This window comes from Halomonas sp. PR-M31 (genome assembly GCF_001039575.1).
Classification (GTDB): domain Bacteria; phylum Pseudomonadota; class Gammaproteobacteria; order Pseudomonadales; family Halomonadaceae; genus Modicisalibacter.
Genome location: NZ_JIBT01000034.1, coordinates 37,239 through 59,777, shown reverse-complemented (window position 1 = coordinate 59,777; position 22,539 = coordinate 37,239). Strand labels below are relative to the sequence as shown.

General features: G+C 56.4%; 15 protein-coding genes and 3 pseudogenes. 6 read left to right on the top strand and 12 right to left on the bottom strand.

Translation table 11 applies throughout. From position 1 onward, the window contains the following. Nucleotides 1–9: 9 nt before the first annotated feature. The 4 genes from CH74_RS10420 to CH74_RS10405 form a co-directional block, all read right to left on the bottom strand. Entirely contained in the window at nt 10–1,014 is a 1,005-nt protein-coding gene (locus tag CH74_RS10420; RefSeq protein WP_048307390.1) for an ABC transporter permease subunit, read from the bottom strand. An 82-nt stretch (nt 1,015–1,096) separates the two neighbouring features. Next, the gene (locus CH74_RS10415) at nt 1,097–2,680 is read right to left on the bottom strand and encodes an ABC transporter substrate-binding protein (RefSeq protein WP_048307389.1); all 1,584 of its coding nucleotides are present in this window, start codon (nt 2,678–2,680) and stop codon (nt 1,097–1,099) included. A 107-nt stretch (nt 2,681–2,787) separates the two neighbouring features. Next, nucleotides 2,788–3,687 (bottom strand): LD-carboxypeptidase, encoded by a 900-nt coding sequence (locus tag CH74_RS10410; RefSeq protein ID WP_048307388.1) that lies wholly within the window; start codon nt 3,685–3,687, stop codon nt 2,788–2,790. 146 nt (nt 3,688–3,833) lie between these two features. Next, nucleotides 3,834–5,219 carry an HlyD family type I secretion periplasmic adaptor subunit gene (locus CH74_RS10405; protein ID WP_082140382.1) on the bottom strand — a complete coding sequence of 462 codons (1,386 nt, stop codon included), beginning with the start codon at nt 5,217–5,219 and terminating at the stop codon, nt 3,834–3,836. Nucleotides 5,220–5,661: 442 nt separating this feature from the next. Here CH74_RS10405 and CH74_RS10400 point away from each other — a divergent pair, with 442 nt between their 5' ends. The 3 genes and pseudogenes from CH74_RS10400 (at nt 5,662) to CH74_RS10390 (ending at nt 12,223) form a co-directional block, all read left to right on the top strand. Beyond that, nucleotides 5,662–10,590: a carbohydrate-binding protein gene (locus tag CH74_RS10400; protein ID WP_053070716.1), complete on the top strand. Its 4,929-nt coding sequence runs from the start codon at nt 5,662–5,664 to the stop codon at nt 10,588–10,590. 118 nt (nt 10,591–10,708) lie between these two features. After that, nucleotides 10,709–11,152 (top strand): NfeD family protein, encoded by a 444-nt coding sequence (locus CH74_RS10395; protein WP_048307387.1) that lies wholly within the window; start codon nt 10,709–10,711, stop codon nt 11,150–11,152. Nucleotides 11,153–11,186: 34 nt separating this feature from the next. Continuing rightward, nucleotides 11,187–12,223: pseudogene (locus CH74_RS10390) on the top strand (SPFH domain-containing protein). Nucleotides 12,224–12,235: 12 nt separating this feature from the next. On the opposite strand, the pseudogene CH74_RS10385 reads toward CH74_RS10390, so the two are convergent. The 8 genes and pseudogenes from CH74_RS10385 to CH74_RS10350 all read right to left on the bottom strand — a co-directional run bounded on the left by CH74_RS10385 (nt 12,236) and on the right by CH74_RS10350 (nt 19,619). Then, a pseudogene (locus tag CH74_RS10385) lies at nt 12,236–12,688 on the bottom strand (flavodoxin family protein). A 40-nt stretch (nt 12,689–12,728) separates the two neighbouring features. After that, nucleotides 12,729–13,061, bottom strand: coding sequence for a cytochrome o ubiquinol oxidase subunit IV (gene cyoD, locus CH74_RS10380; RefSeq protein WP_048307386.1), 333 nt, complete (start codon nt 13,059–13,061; stop codon nt 12,729–12,731). Next, nucleotides 13,058–13,678, bottom strand: coding sequence for a cytochrome o ubiquinol oxidase subunit III (gene cyoC / locus CH74_RS10375; protein ID WP_048307385.1), 621 nt, complete (start codon nt 13,676–13,678; stop codon nt 13,058–13,060). The genes cyoD and cyoC overlap by 4 nt, the downstream gene beginning before the upstream one ends. Then, a pseudogene (locus CH74_RS10370) lies at nt 13,675–15,512 on the bottom strand (cbb3-type cytochrome c oxidase subunit I). Before CH74_RS10370 ends, cyoC begins: the two are co-directional and overlap by 4 nt. Before the next feature lie 259 nt (nt 15,513–15,771). Continuing rightward, complete coding sequence (locus tag CH74_RS10365) at nt 15,772–16,668, bottom strand: COX aromatic rich motif-containing protein (protein ID WP_048307384.1); 897 nt, start codon at nt 16,666–16,668, stop codon at nt 15,772–15,774. Nucleotides 16,669–16,769: 101 nt separating this feature from the next. Continuing rightward, nucleotides 16,770–18,353 carry an FMN-binding glutamate synthase family protein gene (locus CH74_RS10360; protein WP_048307382.1) on the bottom strand — a complete coding sequence of 528 codons (1,584 nt, stop codon included), beginning with the start codon at nt 18,351–18,353 and terminating at the stop codon, nt 16,770–16,772. 401 nt (nt 18,354–18,754) lie between these two features. Next, a complete protein-coding gene (locus tag CH74_RS10355; RefSeq protein ID WP_048307381.1) occupies nt 18,755–19,129 on the bottom strand; it encodes a DnaJ family domain-containing protein in 375 nt (124 codons plus the stop codon). A 199-nt stretch (nt 19,130–19,328) separates the two neighbouring features. After that, entirely contained in the window at nt 19,329–19,619 is a 291-nt protein-coding gene (locus CH74_RS10350; protein WP_156181475.1) for a DUF6482 family protein, read from the bottom strand. Nucleotides 19,620–20,033: 414 nt separating this feature from the next. Between CH74_RS10350 and CH74_RS10345 the strand changes: the two genes are divergently transcribed. The 3 genes from CH74_RS10345 to eboE all read left to right on the top strand — a co-directional run bounded on the left by CH74_RS10345 (nt 20,034) and on the right by eboE (nt 22,537). Continuing rightward, nucleotides 20,034–21,200, top strand: coding sequence for a 3-dehydroquinate synthase (locus tag CH74_RS10345; protein ID WP_216594749.1), 1,167 nt, complete (start codon nt 20,034–20,036; stop codon nt 21,198–21,200). A 105-nt stretch (nt 21,201–21,305) separates the two neighbouring features. Then, entirely contained in the window at nt 21,306–21,755 is a 450-nt protein-coding gene (locus CH74_RS18990) for a hypothetical protein (RefSeq protein WP_216594748.1), read from the top strand. Continuing rightward, nucleotides 21,755–22,537: a metabolite traffic protein EboE gene (eboE, locus tag CH74_RS18985; protein ID WP_216594747.1), complete on the top strand. Its 783-nt coding sequence runs from the start codon at nt 21,755–21,757 to the stop codon at nt 22,535–22,537. The genes CH74_RS18990 and eboE overlap by 1 nt, the downstream gene beginning before the upstream one ends. The last annotated feature ends 2 nt before the right edge of the window (nt 22,538–22,539 follow it).

Below are 22,539 nucleotides of genomic sequence, written 5' to 3'. Positions count from 1 at the left end.
GTCCGCCTCCTAGTAGCGAATGCGCGGGTTGATGACGCCATAGGCGACATCCACCAGCAGGTTGACGATCATGACGATGAAGGCGATCAGCACCAGGCCACCCTGAACTGCGGGGTAATCCCGGCGCGAGATGGCATCGATCATCCATTTGCCGATACCTGGCCAGGAGAAGATCGTCTCGGTGAGAATGGCCCCGGCTAACAGCACCCCGACCTGCAGGCCAATCACCGTGACCACCGTGATCAAGGCGTTGCGCAGGGTATGCACCATGATCACGCGGAAATTGGAAAGTCCCTTGGCCCGGGCGGTGCGCACATAGTCTTCACCCAGTACCTCGAGCATCGAGGAGCGGGTCTGGCGGGCGATCACCGCCATGGGGATGGTGCCCAGCACGATGGCCGGCAGGATCAGGTAGTGCAACGCCGACAAGAAGGCCGCCCAGTCTCCGGCCAGCAGGGTATCGATGGTCATGAAGCCGGTGATCGGGTCGACGAAATAAAGAAAGGAAATGCGCCCGGAAACCGGCGTCCAGCCCAAGGTGCTGGAAAAGAACATGATCAGCAAAAGCCCCCACCAGAAGATCGGCATGGAGTAGCCGGTCAAGCTGATGCCCATGACGGTGTGATCGATGGCGGTGCCACGACGAGTGGCGGCGATCACCCCGGCAGGCAGGCCGATGAGAATGGCGAACAGCAGGGCGAATGCCGAGAGTTCCACAGTGGCCGGGAAGCGGCTCATGAACTCGCTCATCACCGGTGTATGGGTCACCAGAGAGGTGCCCAGATCGCCTTGCACGAGATTGCCAAGAAAATCGAAATATTGTGCAAACACCGAGCGATCGAAACCGAGCTGGGCTTCGAGCTGAGCGTAGCGCTCGGCTGAAATTCCTCGCTCACCGGCCATCAATAGAATGGGATCGCCGGGCAATAGGCGGATAAAAGCGAAAGCAACGATGGTGACACCGATGAAGGTCGGTATCAGCTGTGCCAGCTTGAGTAGAACGAATTTGAACATGGGATCGTGTCAGTCAGGTCTAACGACGAAAAGATATCCGGACGGTCGCGATGACCGTCCGGGAAATGGCACGTAAAAAGCGTTACTCGAGATCCACTCCCTCGAAGCTATGGCCTCCCAAAGGATCGATCGTGTAGCCGGTGACTTCTTGGCGTAGGGGCATGAATACCGTCGAATGGGCGATGGTGTTCCAGGGCGCCTGTTCCTTGAAAATGACCTGGGCCTGCTTGTACAGCTCTGCACGCTTGTCCTGATCGTCCAGGGTCTTGGCTTCATTGATCAGCTTGTCGAAGGGCTCATGACACCACTGGGCACGGTTGGCGCCGCCGACGCCGTCACAACCCAGCAGCACCGCCAGGAAGTTATCCGGATCGCCGTTGTCCCCGGTCCAGCCCAGGATGACCGCGCCGTCACGATCGAGGCTCGAGGAGCGCTTGAGATATTCGCCCCATTCGTAGGTGACGATTTCCGCATCCACCCCGACCTTGGCCAGATCCGCCTGCATCAGCTCCGCGGTGCGTCGGGCGTTGGGCATGTAGGGGCGTTGCACCGGCATGGCCCAGATGTTCATTTCCAGATTCTCGATGCCTGCGTCCTTCAGCATCTGCTCGGCTTTTTCCGGGTCGTAGGGGTCGTCTATGGCTTCGTTGTAGCCCCACATGGTGGGCGGGATCGGGTTCTTGGCGACCTGGCCCGCGCCCTGGAACACCGCATCGATGATCGCATCCTTGTTGACCGCCATGTTCAGGGCCTTGCGCACTTCGGGATTGTCAAAAGGCGCCTGCTGGGTGTTGTAGGCGAAATAGGCGACGTTCAGCCCAGGTTCCTCGAGTACCTGGATGCTGTCGTTTTGTTTCATCTCGTCGATGTCGGAGGGGTTGGGATAGGGCATGACATGGCACTCCCCGGCACGCAGCTTCTGATAGCGCACCTGGGCATCCGAGGTGATGGCGAATACCAGGTTGTCCAGGGGCTGTTTGCCGCGGAAATAGTCCGGGTTGGCGGAATAGCGAATCGCCGCGTCTTCACGGTAGTTGACGAACTGGAAGGGGCCGGTGCCGATGGGCTGCTGGTTGACCTTTTCCGGCGTGCCTGCCTCGAGCATCTTGTCGCCGTACTCCTTGGACTGAATCGAGGCAAAGTCCATCGCCAGGTTGGCCAGGAAAGGCGCTTCGGGGCGAGTGAGCTTGAACTTGACCGTGTAGTCGTCGACCTTGACGATCTCGTCGATCAGCTCGGACATCGACATGGCGTTGAAATATTCGTAGCTGCCGTTGTTGTGCTGATAATAGGCGTTGTCCTCGTTCATCTGGCGATTGAACGTATAGATGACATCGTCGGCATTCAGCGGACGGCTGGGGGTGAAATAGTCGGTGGAATGGAACTGCGCATCGTCGCGCAGGTTGAAAGTGATCTCCTTGCCATCCTCGGAAACTTCCCAGCTCTCGGCGATCCCGGGGCGCAACTCGGTAGTGCCGGGCTTGAATTCGATCAGGCGATTGTAGATGGGCTTGCTGGAAGCATCGAAGGTGGTGCCGGCGGTGTAGAGCGAAGGGTCAAAGCCTTCCGGCGAACCCTCGGAGCAATACACCAGGGTCTTGGCCATGGCCGGGGTCGTTCCAAGCGCAAAGGCAGCAATGCCGGCTGCCAGCAGTGTTTTTTTCATTGTTACTCTCCTGCAGGGTGCGTAAGGGATTAGCACAGTCCGAAATCAAGCCCGTTTCGATGCTGCGCCTTGGCAATAGTTTGCGGGTCCAACGAACGTTTGATCAACTAACCCTTTAGTTCAAGATGGCCATTGGCGATACGACCTTGCGTTCCATAACGCCAGGGGCGGTTTTGCAACCCGTGGCCTACCGGCAGGCCGCTGAAAAGCGGCAGTGAAAGCGGGCGAAGCACCTCGGCAAAGATCGCTTCGAGAGGCGTGTCGCCGTAGGGGGAGCAGCCCTCGAAGGTGCCAAGACAAACCGCGCCAGCCTGATCGAAAGCGCCAGAATAAACCAGCTGCCACAGGGCGCGCTCGAGGCGATAGTAGGGCTCGCCGACATCCTCGAGAATCACCAGGGCACCCAGGGGCGCCTTGAATTGCAGCGGTGTTCCGGCGACGCAGGCAAGCGTCATCAGGTTGCCGCCCACCACTGGCCCCTCAAGGTTGGTTTCTCGGGAAGAAGCGCTGCCAGCATCATGTTGTTTCAAGGCAAAGGCAGGGGGTGTCTCACCTTCAAGCAATCCCATCAGCTCTCGAATCTGGCGCTCGGCGACCTGACGTTGCTCTTTTGATTCGTGCTGCATCAGGGCTGCCTCCTTCATGACCGGACCATGAATGGCCGACAGGCCCTGGCGATGGCATTGATCCAGCAGCACAGTGATATCGGAGTAGCCGATCAGGGGTTTGGCAGGGGACAATCGCGGCCAGTCGAGGTGTTCGATCAGCTGAGCGCAGCCGTAGCCGCCACGCACCGCCCAGACCGCCTGGGTGTCTGGGTCCGCATAGGCGGCGTAAAGCCCTTCCAGACGATGCGTTATATTGCCCGCAAGATAACGTTCGGGGGATTGCAACTCGGCGGGTATTCGGACTTCGATGCCCAGCACCTTGAGTGCGACGGCGGCGGCATCGATGGTTCTTGGGTCGGTATAAGAAGAAGGGGCGACGATGCTGATGCAAAAGGACATACAAGAAGGCTCTGATGACGAAATTCTGCGCTTATCCTGCCTGAATCCGCAGCGTGCTGGAAAGCTGAAGTACAAGATTGATTATAGGCCCAGTCTGCAACAGACAAGGACGCCTCATCCAAGCTCGCCGATGCAATTGTTCGACGTCACTCTTCCTGTATAGCACGGGCCAGCATGTCGCCGAGAGGCTTGGTGATGTAACTGGCGAAGGTTCGTTCACCGGTGCGAATCATCACCTCTGCGGGCATGCCCGCCAGAAGCTGCATGGTCTCGGTCATGTTGGCCATGCCCTGTTCTGTGACCTTTACCTTGGCCTTGTAATAACGAGTTCGGGTGACTTCATCCTCGAAGCTATCCGCGGACACATGCACGATTTCGCCGTCGATGACATTGGATAACCGCTGATTGAAGGCACTGAATCGAATCTCGGCCTGCAGGCCAGCATAAATATTATCGATATCACTATCCGGTACCCTTGCCTCGACGATAAAGCCATCTCCGGACGGCACGATATCCATCAACGGATCACCGGAGCTAACCACTGCCCCCAGCGTATGAATCTGCAGGCCGACCACCGTGCCGGAAACCGGTGCCAGAATATGGGTGCGGCGTACCTGGTCGCTAAGGGCCGTGATACGCTCACCGCTGTCGGCGATCGTTGACTGGGCCTCGCGCAATCGCTCGCCGATATCCCTCTGAAATTCCTGGCGACGGATTTCCTTCTGCAGACGATTCTCGATGATCTGTGATTTCAGGCGTGCAATGTCTGAGTCGTACTGGGTGTTTTCACCCTGAAACTGCAGCACCTGACGTTCGAGTTCGCGCAGTCTCTGATTATTGCCTAACCCTTCCTTGAACAGCGAACGGTGATTGTCTGCTTCGTCGGTGAGAGAGCGAATGCGCGAGACGTTGATCGTTTTGGTGGTTTCAAGACCGGCAATCTGTTCTCGCATTTGCACGACCTGTTCATCGAGGGCTGCTAGCGTTCCCTGAAGCGATTCGCGACGCGCTTCAAACAGGCGTTGCTGCACGCTGAGCACTGCCTGAACCCGCTGTGAATCGGCGTTCAACAGCTCCTCGGGAAAGCTTAGGCGCTGCTTGCCGGTCTGTTCCGCCATCAAGCGGATCACGCTGGCCCGGGCAATATGATACTCAGATTCGGCGATCTGGAGTCGAGAGCGGGACTGGGTATCGTCGAGCACCATCAGTACCGCTCCGGCGTCGATACGATCGCCGTCCTTCACTCGAATTTCCTTGACGATGCCGCCCTCGAAGTGCTGCACGGTCTTCTTTGATGTTTCCACCGACACTGCACCCGGGGCTACCACGGCAACCGCCAGTTTGGCAGTCAAGGCCCAGGCTCCGAAGCCGACGAAACCCAGCACTAGGAATGTCAGGCCCAGACGGCGATAGCTCGTATCTTGAGTGGGAAGCATTGCGGGGCGGGTGGCGGTGGGTTTTGCGTCAGCATGCGGCGTCGGCGCCTCGGCGGGAATGAAATCAGCAGCATTCTGTTTGTCTTCGTCGCTCATGTACTGGCTCCTGGGTCTCGGCAAAAAGGTCGTCCGTTTTTCTGATGCTTGAAATATCCTACCAATGCTTGCGACTCAGGAAGGCGTTGCGCGCCATTTCATTCACGAATGATGCGGCCAAACTGGGAGTGTTACGTAATAAACGCCAGTACTGGTTAACAATTAAAACTATTTTTTTACTTATTTAAAGACAATTCAAACATTATTATTAAGAATTTAATACAAAAATATTAGTAACTTGAGCGATGACGCTGCAAATATTTTTATGTGACTGGTTTTATTTTAGTGATTGGTTTTTCTTAAGAAACTGAATTCTAAATATTATTAAGAGCCATCATAGGATTCATGCTCATTGATCAAAATAGCAACGATACTGCCCGAGCCTCCACGGCAAGCGGCATATAAAAGCGTTTTATAAAAAATAGATTCCGTGAGGTAGCTGATGGTTTCCATTTCACGCATCGATACATCGACTGGTGTGCGAGTAAACAGTCTGGAAGAGAACAAAGATAGTGTCGTCGATTTTGGTGACACGGTGGCTGATGCGATCAATGTAGATGCCAGCGTGGCAAAGGCGGGTACCGGGCCGCTTGCCGAAAATGACAAAACCATCGAAGCCCTGTTTTTAGTCGAGATTCAGGGTGAAGCGCTGACTATCGAGGAAAACGAGGAAAACCCGGATACCGTGGTACGCGATGCCCGCAATCCGGAAAGCAACCCTGGCACTGGTGCTGATGGTCTCTGGGACGGCTACACCGGTAACGGCTATCTGGATATGGGGATTGATATCGGCGATGCGGCTTTATTTAATGTCAGCGTCGAAGAAGCGGGTACTTATACCCTGAGCGTACGCTATGCCAATGGGGCCAAGGCTCAGGTCGATCGTCCGATGGATATCCTGGTGGGCGGTGCTTCCCAAGGCACGATGGTTTTTCCTGGAACCGGTGCGGGTGACGCAGGCTGGCTGAACTGGACCGACGCGACCATCGATCTCGAACTTGCCGCCGGTAGCAACACTCTTCGCCTGCAGAACCTAAGTGATAACGGCCCTAACATCGACAGATTGTCGGTCAGTCGAAATATAACGTCACCACCCGAAGAGCCGATATCTGAACCCGGTGAGCGCTTCAAGGTCAAGGTCAACTTCCAGCCGGATGACGTTGCTACGCCGAACGGCTATGTGGCGGATACCGGCCTGGCCTTTGGCGAGCAGTCCATTGAAGTCGATGGCCAGGTTTACCAGTACGGTTGGGTCAGCGAAGCGTCGATTGCCGATGGAACTGACAACGGCACCACGCCCTTGGCCATCAATGATCAGTCAAGCGTCGCCGTCAATGATCGCACCGACGACATTACCGGGCTCGATCCGCGGCAGGGCACCTATGCGCCCTTTGCGCTGCCAAGCTACGTCGAGAAAGCCGGTTGGGAGATCGAGCTTGGAAACGGCTTTTATGAGCTCACCGCCTCGATCGGCGATACCTCCGGGCCGTTTGACAGCAATTACGTGCTCAATGCCGAAGACGCGCCGTTCAATGATCCGTTCACGCCGTTTCGGCCAGATGATTTCCCAGCGGATAACAATCCATCCGACGATACCCAAGGCTTTCGCTCCGACTTGGTGACCAAAGTCGTACAGGTCACCGATGGTCGCTTGACCCTCGATTCCATTGGCGCAAATAGCGTTAATACCGAGATTCAGTACCTGGAAATTCAGGCGTTGCCGGATCTCACTCCTGAAGATGACCGCAATGCGCCGCAAGACTATGCCTTCTTTATCGACCCAAGGGCGATCGCGGGGGTAGGTGCGAATGAGATCGCGGTGGATTTCGATCCTCAGGATGGCAGCGCACCGGTAGGAGTCGATCCGAACTCGGATATTTTCGTGGGTATCTCCGTGGTGGATGGCCGTGGAGGGGCGCTGTTGGAAAGCTTGCAGGATGGCTCGGTGCGGTTGTTCGAGACCCTCAGTGGGGAAGAGGTGACATTCAGCGTCAATACCACTGGAGGCTTCGATTCCTTGACCGTCTCGCCCATCGGCGGACTCAAGAAATTCACCAGCTACACGCTGACAATCGACGGCTTCAAGGATCGTGGCGATAACGACAATCCAGGCGCGCCAACCCGGGAATTCCAGAAATTCACCAATACCTTCGTCACCGGTGCATCGCGGGATGCAATGGCGAGGGAAGTGGCTTTCAAGGATGTCGTGGAACTCAATGGGGCGATGGATAGGGCCTTTGGTTTCACTTCCCTGGAGATCTCGCCGGACGGCTCGAAGATGTATATCGCCACCATCACCGGAGATATCAAGCGTTACGATGTGGATCCGATCACCGGTGGGTTGTCCAACGAGCAGGTCCTGTCGTTGGACTACTTCGATCAGCCGGGCGTGGAGCAGAACCGCGGCATCATAGGACTTGCCTTCGACCCCAGAGATTCCAACGTCCTCTGGGTCAGCGACAACTATCCCATTCCACTTACCGGTCGAGACAATGGCGTGCCGGATTTCAGCGGGCGCGTAAGCAAGATTACGCTTGAAGAAGGTGGCGAGTTTGCCGGCACGGCGGAAACCTATATCACCGGACTGCCGCGCTCGAACGGTGATCACGTCACCAATAGCCTTGAGTTCCGAGCCAATCCGGATTATGACGCCGCGATCAACCCGGAAGAGCCGTCGCATCTGCTGTACTTGATCCAGGGCTCCAATACCGCCATGGGCGAGCCGGATAGTGCCTGGGGCGAACGGCCGGAACGCTTGCTGAACGCCTCGGTCATGGAGATCGACCCTACGCGAAACGCACCGGAAGCGGGCTTCGATGTCTCCACGGAGCCATTACCCAGCGATGGGCTCAATCGCCGCTTCGATGATCCCGATGGTTATCCCAAGAATGGGCCTATTCCTATGGATAACGGCCAGTTCCTGGTCTTTGCCGAAAATGGCACCGCCACAGTGCAGGACGGCGCCGGCAATATCCTCGAGCGCTTCTACGACCCGTTCACCGACGATGCGGTGGTCAAGCTCTTCGCCACTGGTACGCGCAACGCCTACGATCTGGTCTGGCACTCCAATGGATCGCTTTACGTGCCCACCAACGGTTCCGCCGCAGGCGGTAACACGCCGGACGATCCCGCCACGCCTGAAAACGAGTTTTTTGAAGGCGTCGAAAAGCAGGACGACTACCTGTTCAAGGTTCAGGAAGGCGGTTATTACGGGCACCCGAACAAGCTGCGGGGCGAATACATTCTCAACGGCGGCAACCCGACGCCGGATAACGACATCAACCAGGTAGACAGGTACCCGGCAGGGATAGAGCCGGACGCCAACTATCGCATCGAGGAAGCCTACTCCCTAGGCGAGAACCGCTCACCCAATGGCGCGACGGAATACACAAGCGGCGTATTCGGCGGCAACCTGCAAGGTAACCTGTTGTTCGCCGAGTACTCCGGTGGCGACGACATTCGTTCGATCACCCTCGATGCCGATGGCAACGTCATTGGTGATGACGTGCTGCGGGATATGGAGGGTAACGTGATCAGCTATATCGATCCGCTGGATATCATCGAGAACCCGGCGACCGGCCAGCTTTATCTCTTGACGCTGAATCGTAGCAATGGCCAGAGCCAGGTCGTGCGTCTCGATCCGACCCCGGGCCGCGTGATCGACGGGCCGGGTGATGACGATAATGGCGAGCTTGTTCCGGTTCTGACCATCCAGGCCGAGGGCAATATTCCTGATGATGGCACCTCGGTCACGATAGCCAATAGCGCGGAGGCGCAGATCGAAATTCGTACCCTGGCCAACCCGGAGTCGAGCCTGTCGCTGCAGCCTACCGGTCTGCGCCCAGGGTCTTTTGGCGTCGATGGCAATACCGATGATACGGACAGTATCGCCGGGGGCTACGCAGACTTTGGCTTTACCAATGCGGACTTTTTGACCTTTGGCTTTGAGCTGTCTGGCGATCAGGCCGGCGAGTCGGTGCTGCAGGTACGCTACGCCAATGGCTCGGACGCACGTCGTCCGCTGGAAGTGTTCGTCAATGGTGCCAGTATCGGCACCTTTGCCTTCACCCCGCCCAGCGAAACAATTGACGACGACGCCTGGAATATCTGGCAGACGCTGAATATTCCGGCGGAACTGGTCTCGGGGCTCAATACGGTACGCTTTCAGGCCGTTGCGGCAACCGGACCCAACATCGATCAGCTGCAAATCCTCCAGCAGCCCCAGGACACCACACCGGACGATTCGAATGCGCAGATTGCCATCCTGAGCAACGATGCGGCCTATTTTCCCGATCGACTGCAGTTCAACTACCTGGAGAACAATAGCGCCTCGAATCCGGACCGCGACTTCAAGGAGGGCGGTAGCGTCGTGATCAGCAATACAGGCATCGAGGAGCTATCGGTCATCGAGGCGAATCTGACCGGGCCCTTTGCGCTGACAGAACCGGATATCTTCAACGATTTGACCCTGGAAGCAGGGGAGTCTGTCACGGTCGAGATTCTTTTCGATCGCGACGTCTATACGCCGCCGACTAACAATGCGGATGATGGCGTCTTCGGGGGTGCATTGCGATTGGTTACCAATGACGCGGATACACCGGTTGCCGAGGTGCAACTGGCGGGCTTCTGGCAGGCCCGGGACGAAGGGGGTTGGGAGCCCAATATCAACGAAGTATGGGAGGTCTTCGGTTTCGGCAACGCGATCGAAGGGTTGAGCACCCAGGGTGGCGGGCAGAGATCGGTACTCGACGACTTCGATCTGTATCGCCCCGTCAACGACGATGAAGTGCTGTCGCGCTACTGGAAGATTGCGGACGGCTCCGAGTCCGCCAAGATCACTCAGATTGCCGCTTTCCATGGTGACGGCGGGGCGACCCTGGGGATTCACAATCCCGGCAACAAGAATGCCGACATCATCCTGTCCAAGCATGCCGGCGACAACAACCAGTCCCTTTTACCCACAAAGAACGACGGTCAGTTTGCCACGGCGACGATCACCCGGGAGCAGATTCCCAAAAGCTGGCTTGGCAACGACATCTTCGGTATCGAAGTTGCCAACCTGTCCACGGACCCCGCTCTCAACCCTTCTGGCGGCGGCACGGTACCGGCTGATGCAGAAGGCATCGAGCGCGGCTATACCGTGAGGATGTTTCAGGCCCTGGAGGCGGACGGCAACGTGATTCCCAATACCTATCTAGGGGTCATGGATTACACCGGCATCAACTACGACTACAACGACAACATGTTCGTTGTCGAAGGCGTCGAAGCAGTTTTCGATGGGGGACTCTCAGCCAGTGACGATGATGTTCCAATGAGTGACAGCGTCAGTCTGGTGGGGGTTGGGATGAATGCAGCAGGCGATATGCTGTAAGAAGGTTCAGGATCGCTGTCGTGATCAAGGTGCTGTCCTTGCGCGAGTCTGCTTAAGTCGAGTAGGCATCTTGCCGATATCATAGGATTCAACGTGGCCGTAATAAAGAGAGCACAGGATGCAATGGACCGTGGCACATAGCTGGCTGGCATTAGCATTGATATTGGGACTGCTGGAACTTACCTCCGGAGCGCTGGTATTGCTGGCGCTAGCGTTCGCCGCAGCCGGTGCCGGGGTGGTGGCATATCTCGGATTCGGCTTCACGATACAAGCCATCGTATTGGCGCTATTGGCAGGGGTGCTCATTCCCATCGTCATTCGCCTCATCCGCCCCCACTTTTCTCCAAAGGGTGTGCGCTACGGTACGACCGGTTCCGGGGCTGAGGTCGGTCAATACTTTTTTACCACGCGACGAGATTTCGATCAGGCGATCAGCGTCAAGATCAATGGCGATCTTTATCGCGCCCGCTTTGAGGATGAAAGTGACCCTGAAGAAAATATTCGAGTCGTGCTGCTGCGTTTTGAAGGCACAGTGGCTGTCGTCAAACCCGCCGTGAAGTAACGCTTTTCAATTACACTATCTTAGGAAAATCTACATGGATATGGGAATCTCTCCAGGCCTGATTCTGGCCGTCATTCTAGCGGCCATTGCTATCCTCATGCTGGTCAAAGGGTTGGTCGTCGTTCGCCAATCCGAAGTCATGGTGATCGAACGTCTAGGCTCTTATCATCGGACGCTGGAAAGCGGCATCAATCTCATCATTCCTTTCATCGAGCAGGCGCGCCCAATCACCATGATCCGGTATCGTCGCCAAGGCGATGAGTACTTTCCCATTACCAGCGAAGAAACGCGTATCGATCGGCGTGAAACGGTGATGGACTTTCCCGGCCAGCCGGTGGTGACCACGGACAACGTGACGGTGCGAATCAATGGCGCCTCTATTTCCAGGTCATCGACCCCAAACGGGCGGTTTATGAGGTCGAAAACATGAGTCAGGCCGTCGAGGTGCTGGCCAAGACCACTTTGCGTTCTGTGGTGGGCAAGATGGAACTCGACAAGCTTTTCGAGTCCCGTGCCGAGGTCAACAGCGCCATTCAGGCGGAGCTTGAGGAACCCGCCTCCAAGTGGGGAGTGAAGATTTCCCGGGTCGAGGTGCAGGATATTTCCATGCCTGAGGAAGTGGAAGAGGCCATGCGACTGCAAATGGCCGCCGAACGTAAGCGACGCGCCACCGTGACGGAAGCAGAAGGCGAGAAGTCAGCGGCGATCGCCAAGGCCCAGGGCCAACGTGAATCTGCCATTCTCAACGCCCAGGGCGACAAGGAATCAGCTATCCTGCGGGCCGAAGGGGAGAAGCGCTCGATCGCGCTGGTACTCGAGGCGCTCGGTCAGTCCGATGAGAACAAGCGTTCCGTTATCGGTTATCTGCTGGGCCAGAGCTACATCAAGACGCTGCCTAATATCGCGAAGGAGGGGGAAAAGGTGCTCGTACCTTACGAAGCCTCGGCGCTGTTGGGGTCGATGAGTGCGCTGCGCGAGGTGGCGGGTTCTCCCGAGGACGCTGTCACTTCATTGAACAAGGCCCAGTCGCTGCGCAATGGAGTAATGGGGGGTTCCGGCGCAGGCCTGTAAATCCACCTCCGATCAGATCATGCCGCTGTCCAAGGCAGCGGCCATGGTCAAACCCAGTTCCTCGACCTGATCAACGAAGACTTCCTGCCACTCGCCGCGCAATGTCAGCGGTTCCTAGCGCAGTCCGGTAACGATGCTTTCCACCGACCGCCGAGTACCGGTGCCATCCAATCCGGCACGGATATAAAGCGCGCAGGGCAGCCCCCGCTTTTCTTCCAGCACCGGATAGTAGCTGCGATCGAAGAAATCCTTTAGCGCGCCACTCATGTAGCCCAGGTTTTCGGTGGTACCGAGCAGGATGGCATCGCAGTTCAGGACATCATCGGGGCCTGCTTCCAGGGGCGCCTTTACCGTCACCTTGACGTTTTCAATGTCGGAATGGCTCGCGCCGCGTTCTGCCGCCTCGCGCAGTGCCAAGGTGTTAGGCGAGGGCGCATGAGCCACGATCAACAGTCGTTTAACCATGTATCACTCCTACCAGGAATGGGTTTTTGCAAACATCCTCTTACAGCATACGAAAGTGCAGGTTCCATAATATCCAAACCGTACCCCCGGCCATCAGGAAAAGAATCAAACCGGTAAAGAGAATCAGCTGCAGCTCGTCTCGGTGCGATTTTCTCAAATCGATATGCAGGAAATAGCGAAAGTGCACGATGACCTGAATTATGGCCAGCAGAGAAAGCGAGATCAGACGGTTCCAGGACTCGAATATGTTCCAGGCAACCAGAGCAAAGGCCAGCATCGTCAGCAGCAGGGCGAGCACGCCTCCAATGCAGTAGTCGCGAAATTCGCCCTTGAGGGTCTCATCTTCGCTTATGGGCAGCCCCTGGTGACTCATTGCGATACTCCAAACAAGTAGACGAAGGTAAAGATGCAGACCCACACCACATCAAGCATGTGCCAGAAGATGGCAAGGCGCATCAGGCGCATCTTGACCTGCTGGGTGAGGCCAAAGACGAAGAGTTGAATCACCATGATCACAAGCCAGATCAGCCCGGCGCTCACGTGCAATCCGTGGGTGCCGACGAGGGCGAAGAAACTCGACAAATAGGCGCTTTGCTGCGGCGTCTGGCCGTCGCCTGCCATTCTCACGAAGTCGTTGATCTCCATGGCGACAAACCCTGCCCCCAGGGCAAAGGTCACCAGCAGCCAAAGCAGGAGACGGCCGCGATCCTGGCGATATTTCAAGGCCAAAGACGCCATGCCAAAGGTGAAGCTGCTGACCAGCAGTAACATCGTCTCGATGAAGGGCGATTTGAGGTCGAATATGTCCGAGGGCGTCGGGCCGCCGGCGAGGCCGTGCTGACTGGTGGCCGCGTAGGTCGCGAACAGCAGCGCAAACAGCACCAGGTCGCTCATCAGAAAGATCCAGAAGCCGAACACCACGGATTCGGCCACCTGGTGGGTGGCGGGGTCGGTATCACCGAGATTGATCCCCGGATGACGAGAACTCATGCAAACTCCTCAGCCAGACCCAGATTGCCGGCGGTGGTTTCCTGTTCACGCGGGGTCTTGGGCAAGGCGCTGACTTCGCGCAGCCACTGCTCGTGCTCCTCGCGCACCTGACTGGCGGGAATCCGCTGCTCGGTGTCACTGCAGAAGCTGCGGGCGATGACCGCCGCCCAGATCGCCACGAAAGAGGCAATGGTCAGCCACCAGATGTGCCAGGTCAGGGCAAAGCCTAGCGCCACGCTGGCCGCGCCGATGATCGGTGCCACCACACTGTTTTTGGGAATGTGAATATCCTCGTACTCCTGGGGCGCCGGCATTTGATAGGCAAGACCGTGCTGCTTCATCCAGGTAAAGGCATCGCGATCATTGACCTTGGGCACCACGGCGAAGTTGTATTCCGGCGGCGGTGCACTCACGGACCATTCCAGGGTGCGCCCGTCCCAGGGGTCGCCGCCGGGAACCCGGGTGCTGTCCCGATCGCGAATGCTCACCCAGAGCTGAACGATCATGCTTGCCACCCCCAGCAGCACCAGACCGGCGCCGAGCAGGGCCGCGATTAGCCAGGGTTCGAAAGCAGGCTCGAACCACTCCTGGGTGCGGCGGGCGGCGCCCATCAGGCCTAGCGCGTAGAGTGGCATGAAGGCAAGATAGAAACCAAAGGACCAGCACCAGAATGAGATGCGCCCCCATCTTTCCGATAAACGGAAACCGAACACCTTGGGAAACCAGTAGTAGTAGGCGGCAAACATGCCGAACAGCGTGCCTGGAATCAGCATGTTGTGAAAATGCGCCACTAGAAACAGGGAGTTGTGAACATTGAAGTCCACCGGCGGGTTGGCCAGGATGACGCCGGTCATGCCGCCTATGACGAAGGTGATCATGAACATCAGAGAAAAGAGCGTCGAGGTGGTCAGGCGCACGCGCCCGCGCACCATGGTCAGCAGCCAGTCGTAGACCTTCACCCCGGTGGGCACACCGATCAGCATGGTGGCAATGCCGAAGGCCGCGTTCAGATTGGGGGTCTGACCCATGGTGAAGAAGTGGTGAACCCACACGCAAAACGAGAGCACGGCAATGGCCATGGTGGCAAAGACCAGAGATTTGTAGCCGTAGAGGCGTTTGCCGGAAAAGGTGGAAAACACCTCGGAGAACACGCCGAAGGCGGAAGGATGACGATATAGACCTCCGGGTGGCCAAAGAGCCAGAACAGATTGGCGTAGTTCATCATGTTGCCGCCGGCATCATTGGTGAAGAAATGGAAGCCAGCGTAGCGATCAAGGGCCAGCATGCCGGTGGCTACCGTTAGCGGCATCATGGCGAATATCATCAGGATACTGGTGCACAGTGCCGTCCAGGTGAATAGCGGCATGCGAAACCAGCTCATGCCCGGTGCGCGCAGCTTGTAGATGGTCACGGCGAAATTGAGCCCAGACAGGGTGGAGGCGATGGAGCTCAGCGTCACCGCCCAGATCCAGTAATCCGGGCCCACTCCGGGGTTGAAGGCAAGCCCCGTGAAGGGCGGGTAGCCGCTCCAGCCGCCGGTGGAGAATTCGCCGATGACAAGCGAAATCATGATCAGGATGGCGCCGGCGGCGGTCAGCATCAGGCTGATGGCGTTGAGCAAGGGAAAGCGCACGTCCCGGGCACCGATCTGAAGCGGCACCACGATGTTGATGACGCCGGTCAGAAAGGGCATGGCCATGAAGAAGATCATGATGGTGCCGTGGGTGCTGAACAGCTCACCGAAATGCTGCGGCGACAATATGCCGGGGTCATTCACCGCCACCGCCTGCTGCGAGCGCATGACGCCGGCCTCGATGACCGCCCGCAGCAACATGACCAGGGCGATGACGATGTACATGACGCCGATTTTCTTGGCGTCAAGGCTAGTCAGCCAGTCGCGCCAGAAAGTGCCCCACTTGCCGAACCAGGTCAGCAGTATCAATACCGCCAGGGCGCCGGCGACAGCCATGCTCGCTGCCCCCGCGGAGATCACGCTGTTGATGTTAGGGTCTTTTATCAGCCCAACGAAGGGCAACGACTCGATGCCGAGCTTGCCCAGCCAGAATGGATTGAATACGTCGTCGGCCACCGGCTCACTCTCCTTGTGTGCTTGTGGGGGCTGCGCTGCCCAGCGTAAGTTCAGTCTCGCCCTTGGTACTCGAGACGACGCGCTCGAACAATCTGTCCGGTACGGCGCCGAATAATAGCGGCGACGGCAGCACCGAGCGCTTGGCGAGCTGTTCGTAGGCGCTCATGTCCAGAGGAGGGCTGGATCGGCGCGTCTGCGCGATCCAGTCATCGAAGTCTTGCGCGTCCATGACCTTTGCATCGAACTTCTGCTTGGGAAACCCCTCGCCGTTGTACTGGGTGTTCTGGCCGCGAAAGGTGCCGGTCCTGTCCGCTAGCAGGTTTAGCTCCGTCACCATGCCGGGCATGGTATAGATCTGGCTGCCCAGTCGCGGAATCATGAAGGACTGCATGACCGTTTCGCTGGTCAGGCGAAAGCGCACCGGACGATCCACGGGCAGCACCAGCTCGTTGACCGCCGCGACTCGCTGGTCTGGGTAGATGAAAAGCCACTTCCAGTCCAGGCTGACCACCTGAACGTTGAGCGTGGGGTTGTCACTCTTGATAGGCCTGTAGGGATCAAGAGCATGGGACTGCATCCACAAATTCCAGCTCAGCGCGCTGACGACGATAAGCGGAATGCCCCATATCAGCACCTCAAAAATCCATGAGGAGGCCCAGTTGGGACGATAGGTGGAAGAAGAGCCGCCGAGGCGGTATTTCCACAGCACGATGGGCACTGCCACGAACAGCGGCACGATGACTACCATCATCCAAGCGATGATGGAAAGGAAATGATTCCGTTGAGCCTGAGCAATCGGGCCCGCCGGTGAGAGAAAACCATGCTCGCCGCTGCAAGCGCTCAGCAGCAGCAAAAGTGCTGTCAGTAAGCAATACTTTGCCAATGAAATGCGTGCTTTCATGAGGCTGACGTCCAGGTCGATGAAACTTCCCTACATTTGAAGACTGTTTTGTCGGCTCAGCGCTTGGAAACGATCTGTCGTACAAAACAGCAGCCGCTCTTTCAAAAACGACGCGCATCCGCCTGCTGCCAGTCCTGAGCGTAGGTCTTGGGGATGACGTCTCGCAGAAAATCTCCCACCTCGACCTTGGGATGCATAGCGGCATAGGATTGCGCCGGCCCGGGCATCAGGCGATGAAAGACGTGCTCCGGGGTAAGTTGATCAGGACTCTCGAGGCCCAGGGTGCCGGTAATGTCGAGGAAGGACTGCACCGTGGCATCGTGATAGTTGCGCACCCGCTCCGCCTTGTCGTCGACCACCAGGGACTTGGTTCGCGCCGGGTCCTGGGTGGTGACCCCGGTAGGGCAGGTGTTGGTATGACAGCGCAGCGCCTGAATGCAGCCCACGGAAAACATGAAACCGCGCGCCGAATTGCACATGTCCGCGCCAAGGGCAATCTTTTCCACCATATCGAAACCGAAGGCCACCTTGCCGCTGGCAATCACGACGATGTCGTCACGCTTGCCGATACCGACCAGGCAATTGTGCACGAAGGGCAGCGCGTCGTTGATATAAGTGCCGATAAAGTCGGAAAACTCGGCGGGCGCCGCCCCGGTGCCGCCTTCCGCGCCATCGACGGTGATGAAGTCCGGCAAGATACCGGTGTCCAGCATTGCCTTGCAGACGCCCATGAACTCCGAACGCCTGCCCAGGCACAGCTTGAAGCCTACCGGCTTGCCACCGCACAGCTTGCGCAGGCAATCTAAGAATTCAAGCAGCTCCGTGGGGGTGTCGAACTCCGGATGCGAGGCGGGAGAGGCGCAGTCCTGACCGACTTCGATCTGACGGGTCTCGGCGATCTCCTTGTTGACCTTGGACCCGGGCAGCAGGCCGCCGTGGCCGGGTTTGGCGCCCTGAGAGATCTTGATCTCGATCATCTTGACTTGCTCGGTGCGCGCCTTTTTCTCGAACTCTTCCGGATTGAAGGAGCCGTCTTTGTTGCGACAGCCAAAATAGGCGCTGGCGATTTCCCAGATAATGTCGCCACCGTGTTCGCGATGGTAAGGGCTGATAGCGCCTTCGCCGGTGTCCTGAGCGAAGTTGCCGAGCCTTGCGCCTTTGTTCATGGCCGCGACCGCATTGCCGGACAGCGAACCGAAGCTCATGGCGGAAATGTTCAAACGAGAGGAGTCGTAAGGGACCGTACACTGAGGGCCGCCAACAGTGATGCGAGCGTAGCGCTTATCGACGCTCTTAGGAGACATGGAATGCTGAATGAAATCGTACCCTGCGCTTTCCACGTCGCGACGCGTACCGAAGGGCGACGTATCCGAGCCGCCGTCGGCGCGGGCGTTGATCAGGTCGCGCTGCTCTCGGCTGAACGGTCGGCCGCTGGTGTTGGATTCGAAGAAGTACTGACGCACCTGTGGGCGCAGGAATTCAAGCATGTAGCGTAGATGACCGACGACCGGGTAGTTGCGCAGCACATTGTGTCGTGAGCGCAAATCTCGGGCGCCGACTATTGCCAGTGCCGGCAGAATCAGCCACAACCATAGCCAGGCAGGAGCCCAGAGCGCCAGCGCCAAGCCAATAATCAAGGTAAGAACAACGAACGCAGCGTAAAACAAGCGTGGATTGCCGAACATACTAATCCCTGTATTAAGTACTTCTCCTTTTTATTATGATGCGCTGCTCAGGAGGGTTGTTCAATAAACAGGTGTTACCAAGGTTAGACTATCGTTAAGAGAGTGTTTACAAATTACTGCGCTCGACCATGCTGTGTTGAAATCAGTCTGGTGCGCCAGCCCGGTCGAAATGCTCATTTACAGCACGTAAACTCGTACGCAAGCCCGGTCCTTTTTTCGACTGATTTCGCCTTGCCTAATCGTCGCTTGTGACTTTTGTAAATACTCTCTAAACAAGGGAATAGATAATTGCATAGTGATTAATCTCATTTCTTCGTTATTAAGCTGTGTTGTATTTTCGAATACGCTTAATAACGTAAGTCAGCGCGTATGATTCGGGTTTACGCGCGCTGTTTGCGTGGTTAGTCCTCCTTGTCCCATTGTTGGATTAGCTTGTCATGATAATCGCCACGCTTTAGCAAGGGGCTCAAATCATGGCCGCGCTGCTGCAGGCGGGTGCGTAGCAAACTGAGACGAACGCAAGCTTTTTCACGCTCTTCGCCGTGATCCATACGTAGGATCAAGCTTTCTACCTCTCTTATTTCCCGGGCCAGCTCTAATTGCGGTGGCAAGAAGCCTGAATTCTTCAATAGCCGATAACCGGCTCGCAACTCTGGAGGAATCATGCTGTCATCATCAAGCTGCAACGGTTTTCCCTTACCGGGCAAATGATCCAGCTCACCGTTCTCAATGGCTTTCTGAATATGAGCCTCTGCTAACTGGTCAAGCAATGACACGAGGCGCTACTCCTTCAAAGCTGTTATCCGATGAATGATCAAACGATATCTATCGAGAATCAATACTGTAGGACAGTGCATTGTGGCGCAGTTCACGCATTCTATTGTTGTGTGGTTTTCTCATTGTTTTACGGGTTGAGATACAACGGTTGTCGATTCAAAAGCGAACAACCATGTTTGCGATCTCAGACAGATGATATCAACGTGTTTGAAAAGCTACCCGCGTACCATGGGCAAGCACGTCATTTGGATCGCTTGGCTGCGCAGGCAGACCAATCATCTCATCGGTAATTTCCGGCCAGGTCAGTAAACCATGGGTCACTCCTAGCGGTGCTAGAAGACGGCTTACCCACTGAGTGCCTGTGAAACGACGTGGGTAAGTATCCTCATCGATCAGCTGACTAACCCCGTGGGCATGATGAAAACGCACCAGATAGTAACCCATGTCGATGGACTGAATCTCGACGATAGGGTTATTACCTTGAGCCATCCATCGTGAGAACTCCTCAAAAGTAACCCGCTCAGCCAGAGGCTGAGTGCAAGGCGACATCGCAACTTCGATGGTTTCAACATGAACATTCATAACAGGAGCCTTTTACTAAAAAATTTTTTCTATACACAAGCTATGCAATGTTTTCTGTTTGCACAAGTTTATTTCGTGCTTTCAGGACTCATTCAGCAAAACATCGAGAAATTGGCCGGTTTATCAAATAGTAAAAAGACAAAAATTGCACAAAAAAATCCTGATAATCATATAGTTAAAGTATTTTTATTAGATTGTTAGTTCTTGTTAAGATGTATTTTAACTGGTTTTTTAATGCTGAAGACATTTGCCATAATTAGTAACATTGCGTTACCAATCGTGTTTTTGTGTCATAACCAGTTTTTGGCAAGGCGGCAATTCATGCATACGCACTCAGTAACAACGCTAAAAGATGCACCTACCAATCCTGCTGCTGGGTTCCCCTCTCAGCAATTACGTACTCAGGAAGAGATTCCTGTAAGAAATCGACTGACAAGCATTCACTGGCAGCGTTTTTCAGTGCCTTTCGAGTATCCGGTGGCTTTCACTCACGGTCTTTTCAGGCAACAGAACCCGCTGCTGGTCGAAATGCTGTCCCTGCACAAAGAAGAAAAACAGCATCGCTGTCTGATCTACATCGATGACGGTGTTGCAAAGACCCAGCCTGATCTCGTCGAACGCATTCAGGACTATTTTGCCGCGCACGCCTCACGCATGAAACTCGTCGAGGCCCCTCAGGTGGTGCCCGGTGGTGAGCAGATCAAAATTTGTCCATCCCATGTAATCGCTGTGCAGAAAGCGATACATCGCCTAGGGGTCGATCGCCATTCCTATGTCATCGCGATCGGTGGTGGGGCGGTGCTGGATGCCATCGGGTTCGCTGCGGCCACTGCCCACCGCGGTGTACGTCATATTCGTGTGCCCAGCACGGTGCTGTCACAAAACGATAGCGGCGTTGGGGTGAAGAACGGCATCAACTTCAATGGCGTGAAAAATTTCATGGGATCTTTTGCGCCTCCCTGGGCCGTGCTCAACGACTTCACCCTTTTGAAGACTCTTGAGCGGCGCGAGCGTATCGGGGGTATTGCCGAAGCTGTCAAGGTGGCGCTCATTCGGGATGAGGAGTTTTTCGATTGGATGGAGACTAACGTCGAGCAATTGAAAGCGTTTGATCCGGAAACGGAAGAAATCATGATCCGCCGTGGTGCTGCGCTACATATGCGTCAGATCGCTCACGGTGGCGATCCGTTTGAGCAGGGGTCCGGTCGCCCGTTGGATTTCGGCCACTGGTCTGCTCACAGGCTCGAGGCCATGACTCGTCACGAGGTGCATCATGGGGAGGCGGTGGCGATTGGCATTGCCCTGGATGCTCGCTACTCGGTGCTTGCAGGACTGTTACCCGAAGGCGAAGAGCTGCGTATTGTCGAACTGCTGGAAGGACTTGGCTTGCGCACTTTCCATCCTCAGCTGATCGAGCTACTGCAGAAGGCGAACCCGCCATACTCGCGGGCCTGGGTGAATTTCAGGAGCATTTGGGAGGGGAGCTGACCGTAACGTTGCTGTCTGGCATCGGCCAGGGTATTGAGGTGAACACCATCGACAATAAGCTGGTCATGGCGTCCATTGCGTGGCTCCAGGCACGAGAGGATCGCGATGCAACTGCCCAATAATCTCGGCCAGCTCACCTATTGCCTCAATATTCATCCTGCTCAATCCTGGGAAGAAGTCCGCGTCGCGCTGCAAGGACCGGTACGCAAGGTCAAGCAGGCACTTACGCCAAACACCTCCTTTGCGGTTGGGCTTCGTTTTTCCGCTCAGGCACTGCGTTCATTGGAAGAGCCTTCTTCCCGAGCCGAGCTCAAGGCGCTGCTTGCAGAGCAAGGCTATCGAGCATTGACCGTCAACGGCTTTCCCTATGGTGTTTTCCACGGCACTCGAGTGAAGGAGGAAGTCTATCAGCCGGATTGGCGATTCGCCGAGCGCCTTGACTATACCTGCGGCTTGGCGACGCTGATGGCTGAGCTGGGGACCCCGGGCGATACCGTCAGCCTCAGCACGGTGCCCGGGACGTTCAAGCCTTCGGGGGAGGGGCAGAAGCCCTGATGGCGGACAATCTGCTCAAGGCGACGGCACACTGTGTGGAGCTTGAACAGCGCACCGGCGTCACCGTGGCGATTGCTCTCGAGCCGGAACCCTATTGCTTTCTGGAAACCATCGATGAAGCGATCGCCTTCTTCGATCGCTATCTCTATAGCGACGAAGCGGTAAAGCGCCTGATGGAGATGACCGGATTGACGGCAAGCCAAGCCGCCAGCGCGTTGCCACGTAATCTGGGGCTTTGCTATGACGTTTGTCATGCGGCGGTAGAGTTCGAACATCCCCAGGCAAGCATCAAGGCGCTAGGCGCTGCCGGTGTTCCTATCCACAAGCTTCAGCTGAGCGCGGCATTGCGAGTTCCAAGAATCGATGCCGACGCCAGGCACGCCCTTGAGGCGTTTTGCGAGCCTACCTACCTGCATCAGGTCGTTGCGTCGGGTCGGAACGGGCTGACACGCCATGCGGATTTACCCGAGGCCTTGGCTCGTGGGGAGCAAGCAAACGGTGAAGAGTGGCGCATCCACTACCATGTGCCGATCTTCGTCGAAACCCTTGGCCGCTTCGAGACGACCCAATCATTTTTGACCGAGGTGCTGGCGCTGCATCGACGCGAGCCCATCGCCCCCCATCTGGAAGTCGAAACCTATACCTGGCATGTGCTACCCGAGGCGCTCAAGGGCGCAAGCGTCGAAGACGCCATCATTCGCGAGATGCAGTGGGTCCAAGGTCAGTTATGTCAAGAGAATAGCTATATCAAGAGAGTAGCTATGTTGAGGCAGTTATGTTGAGG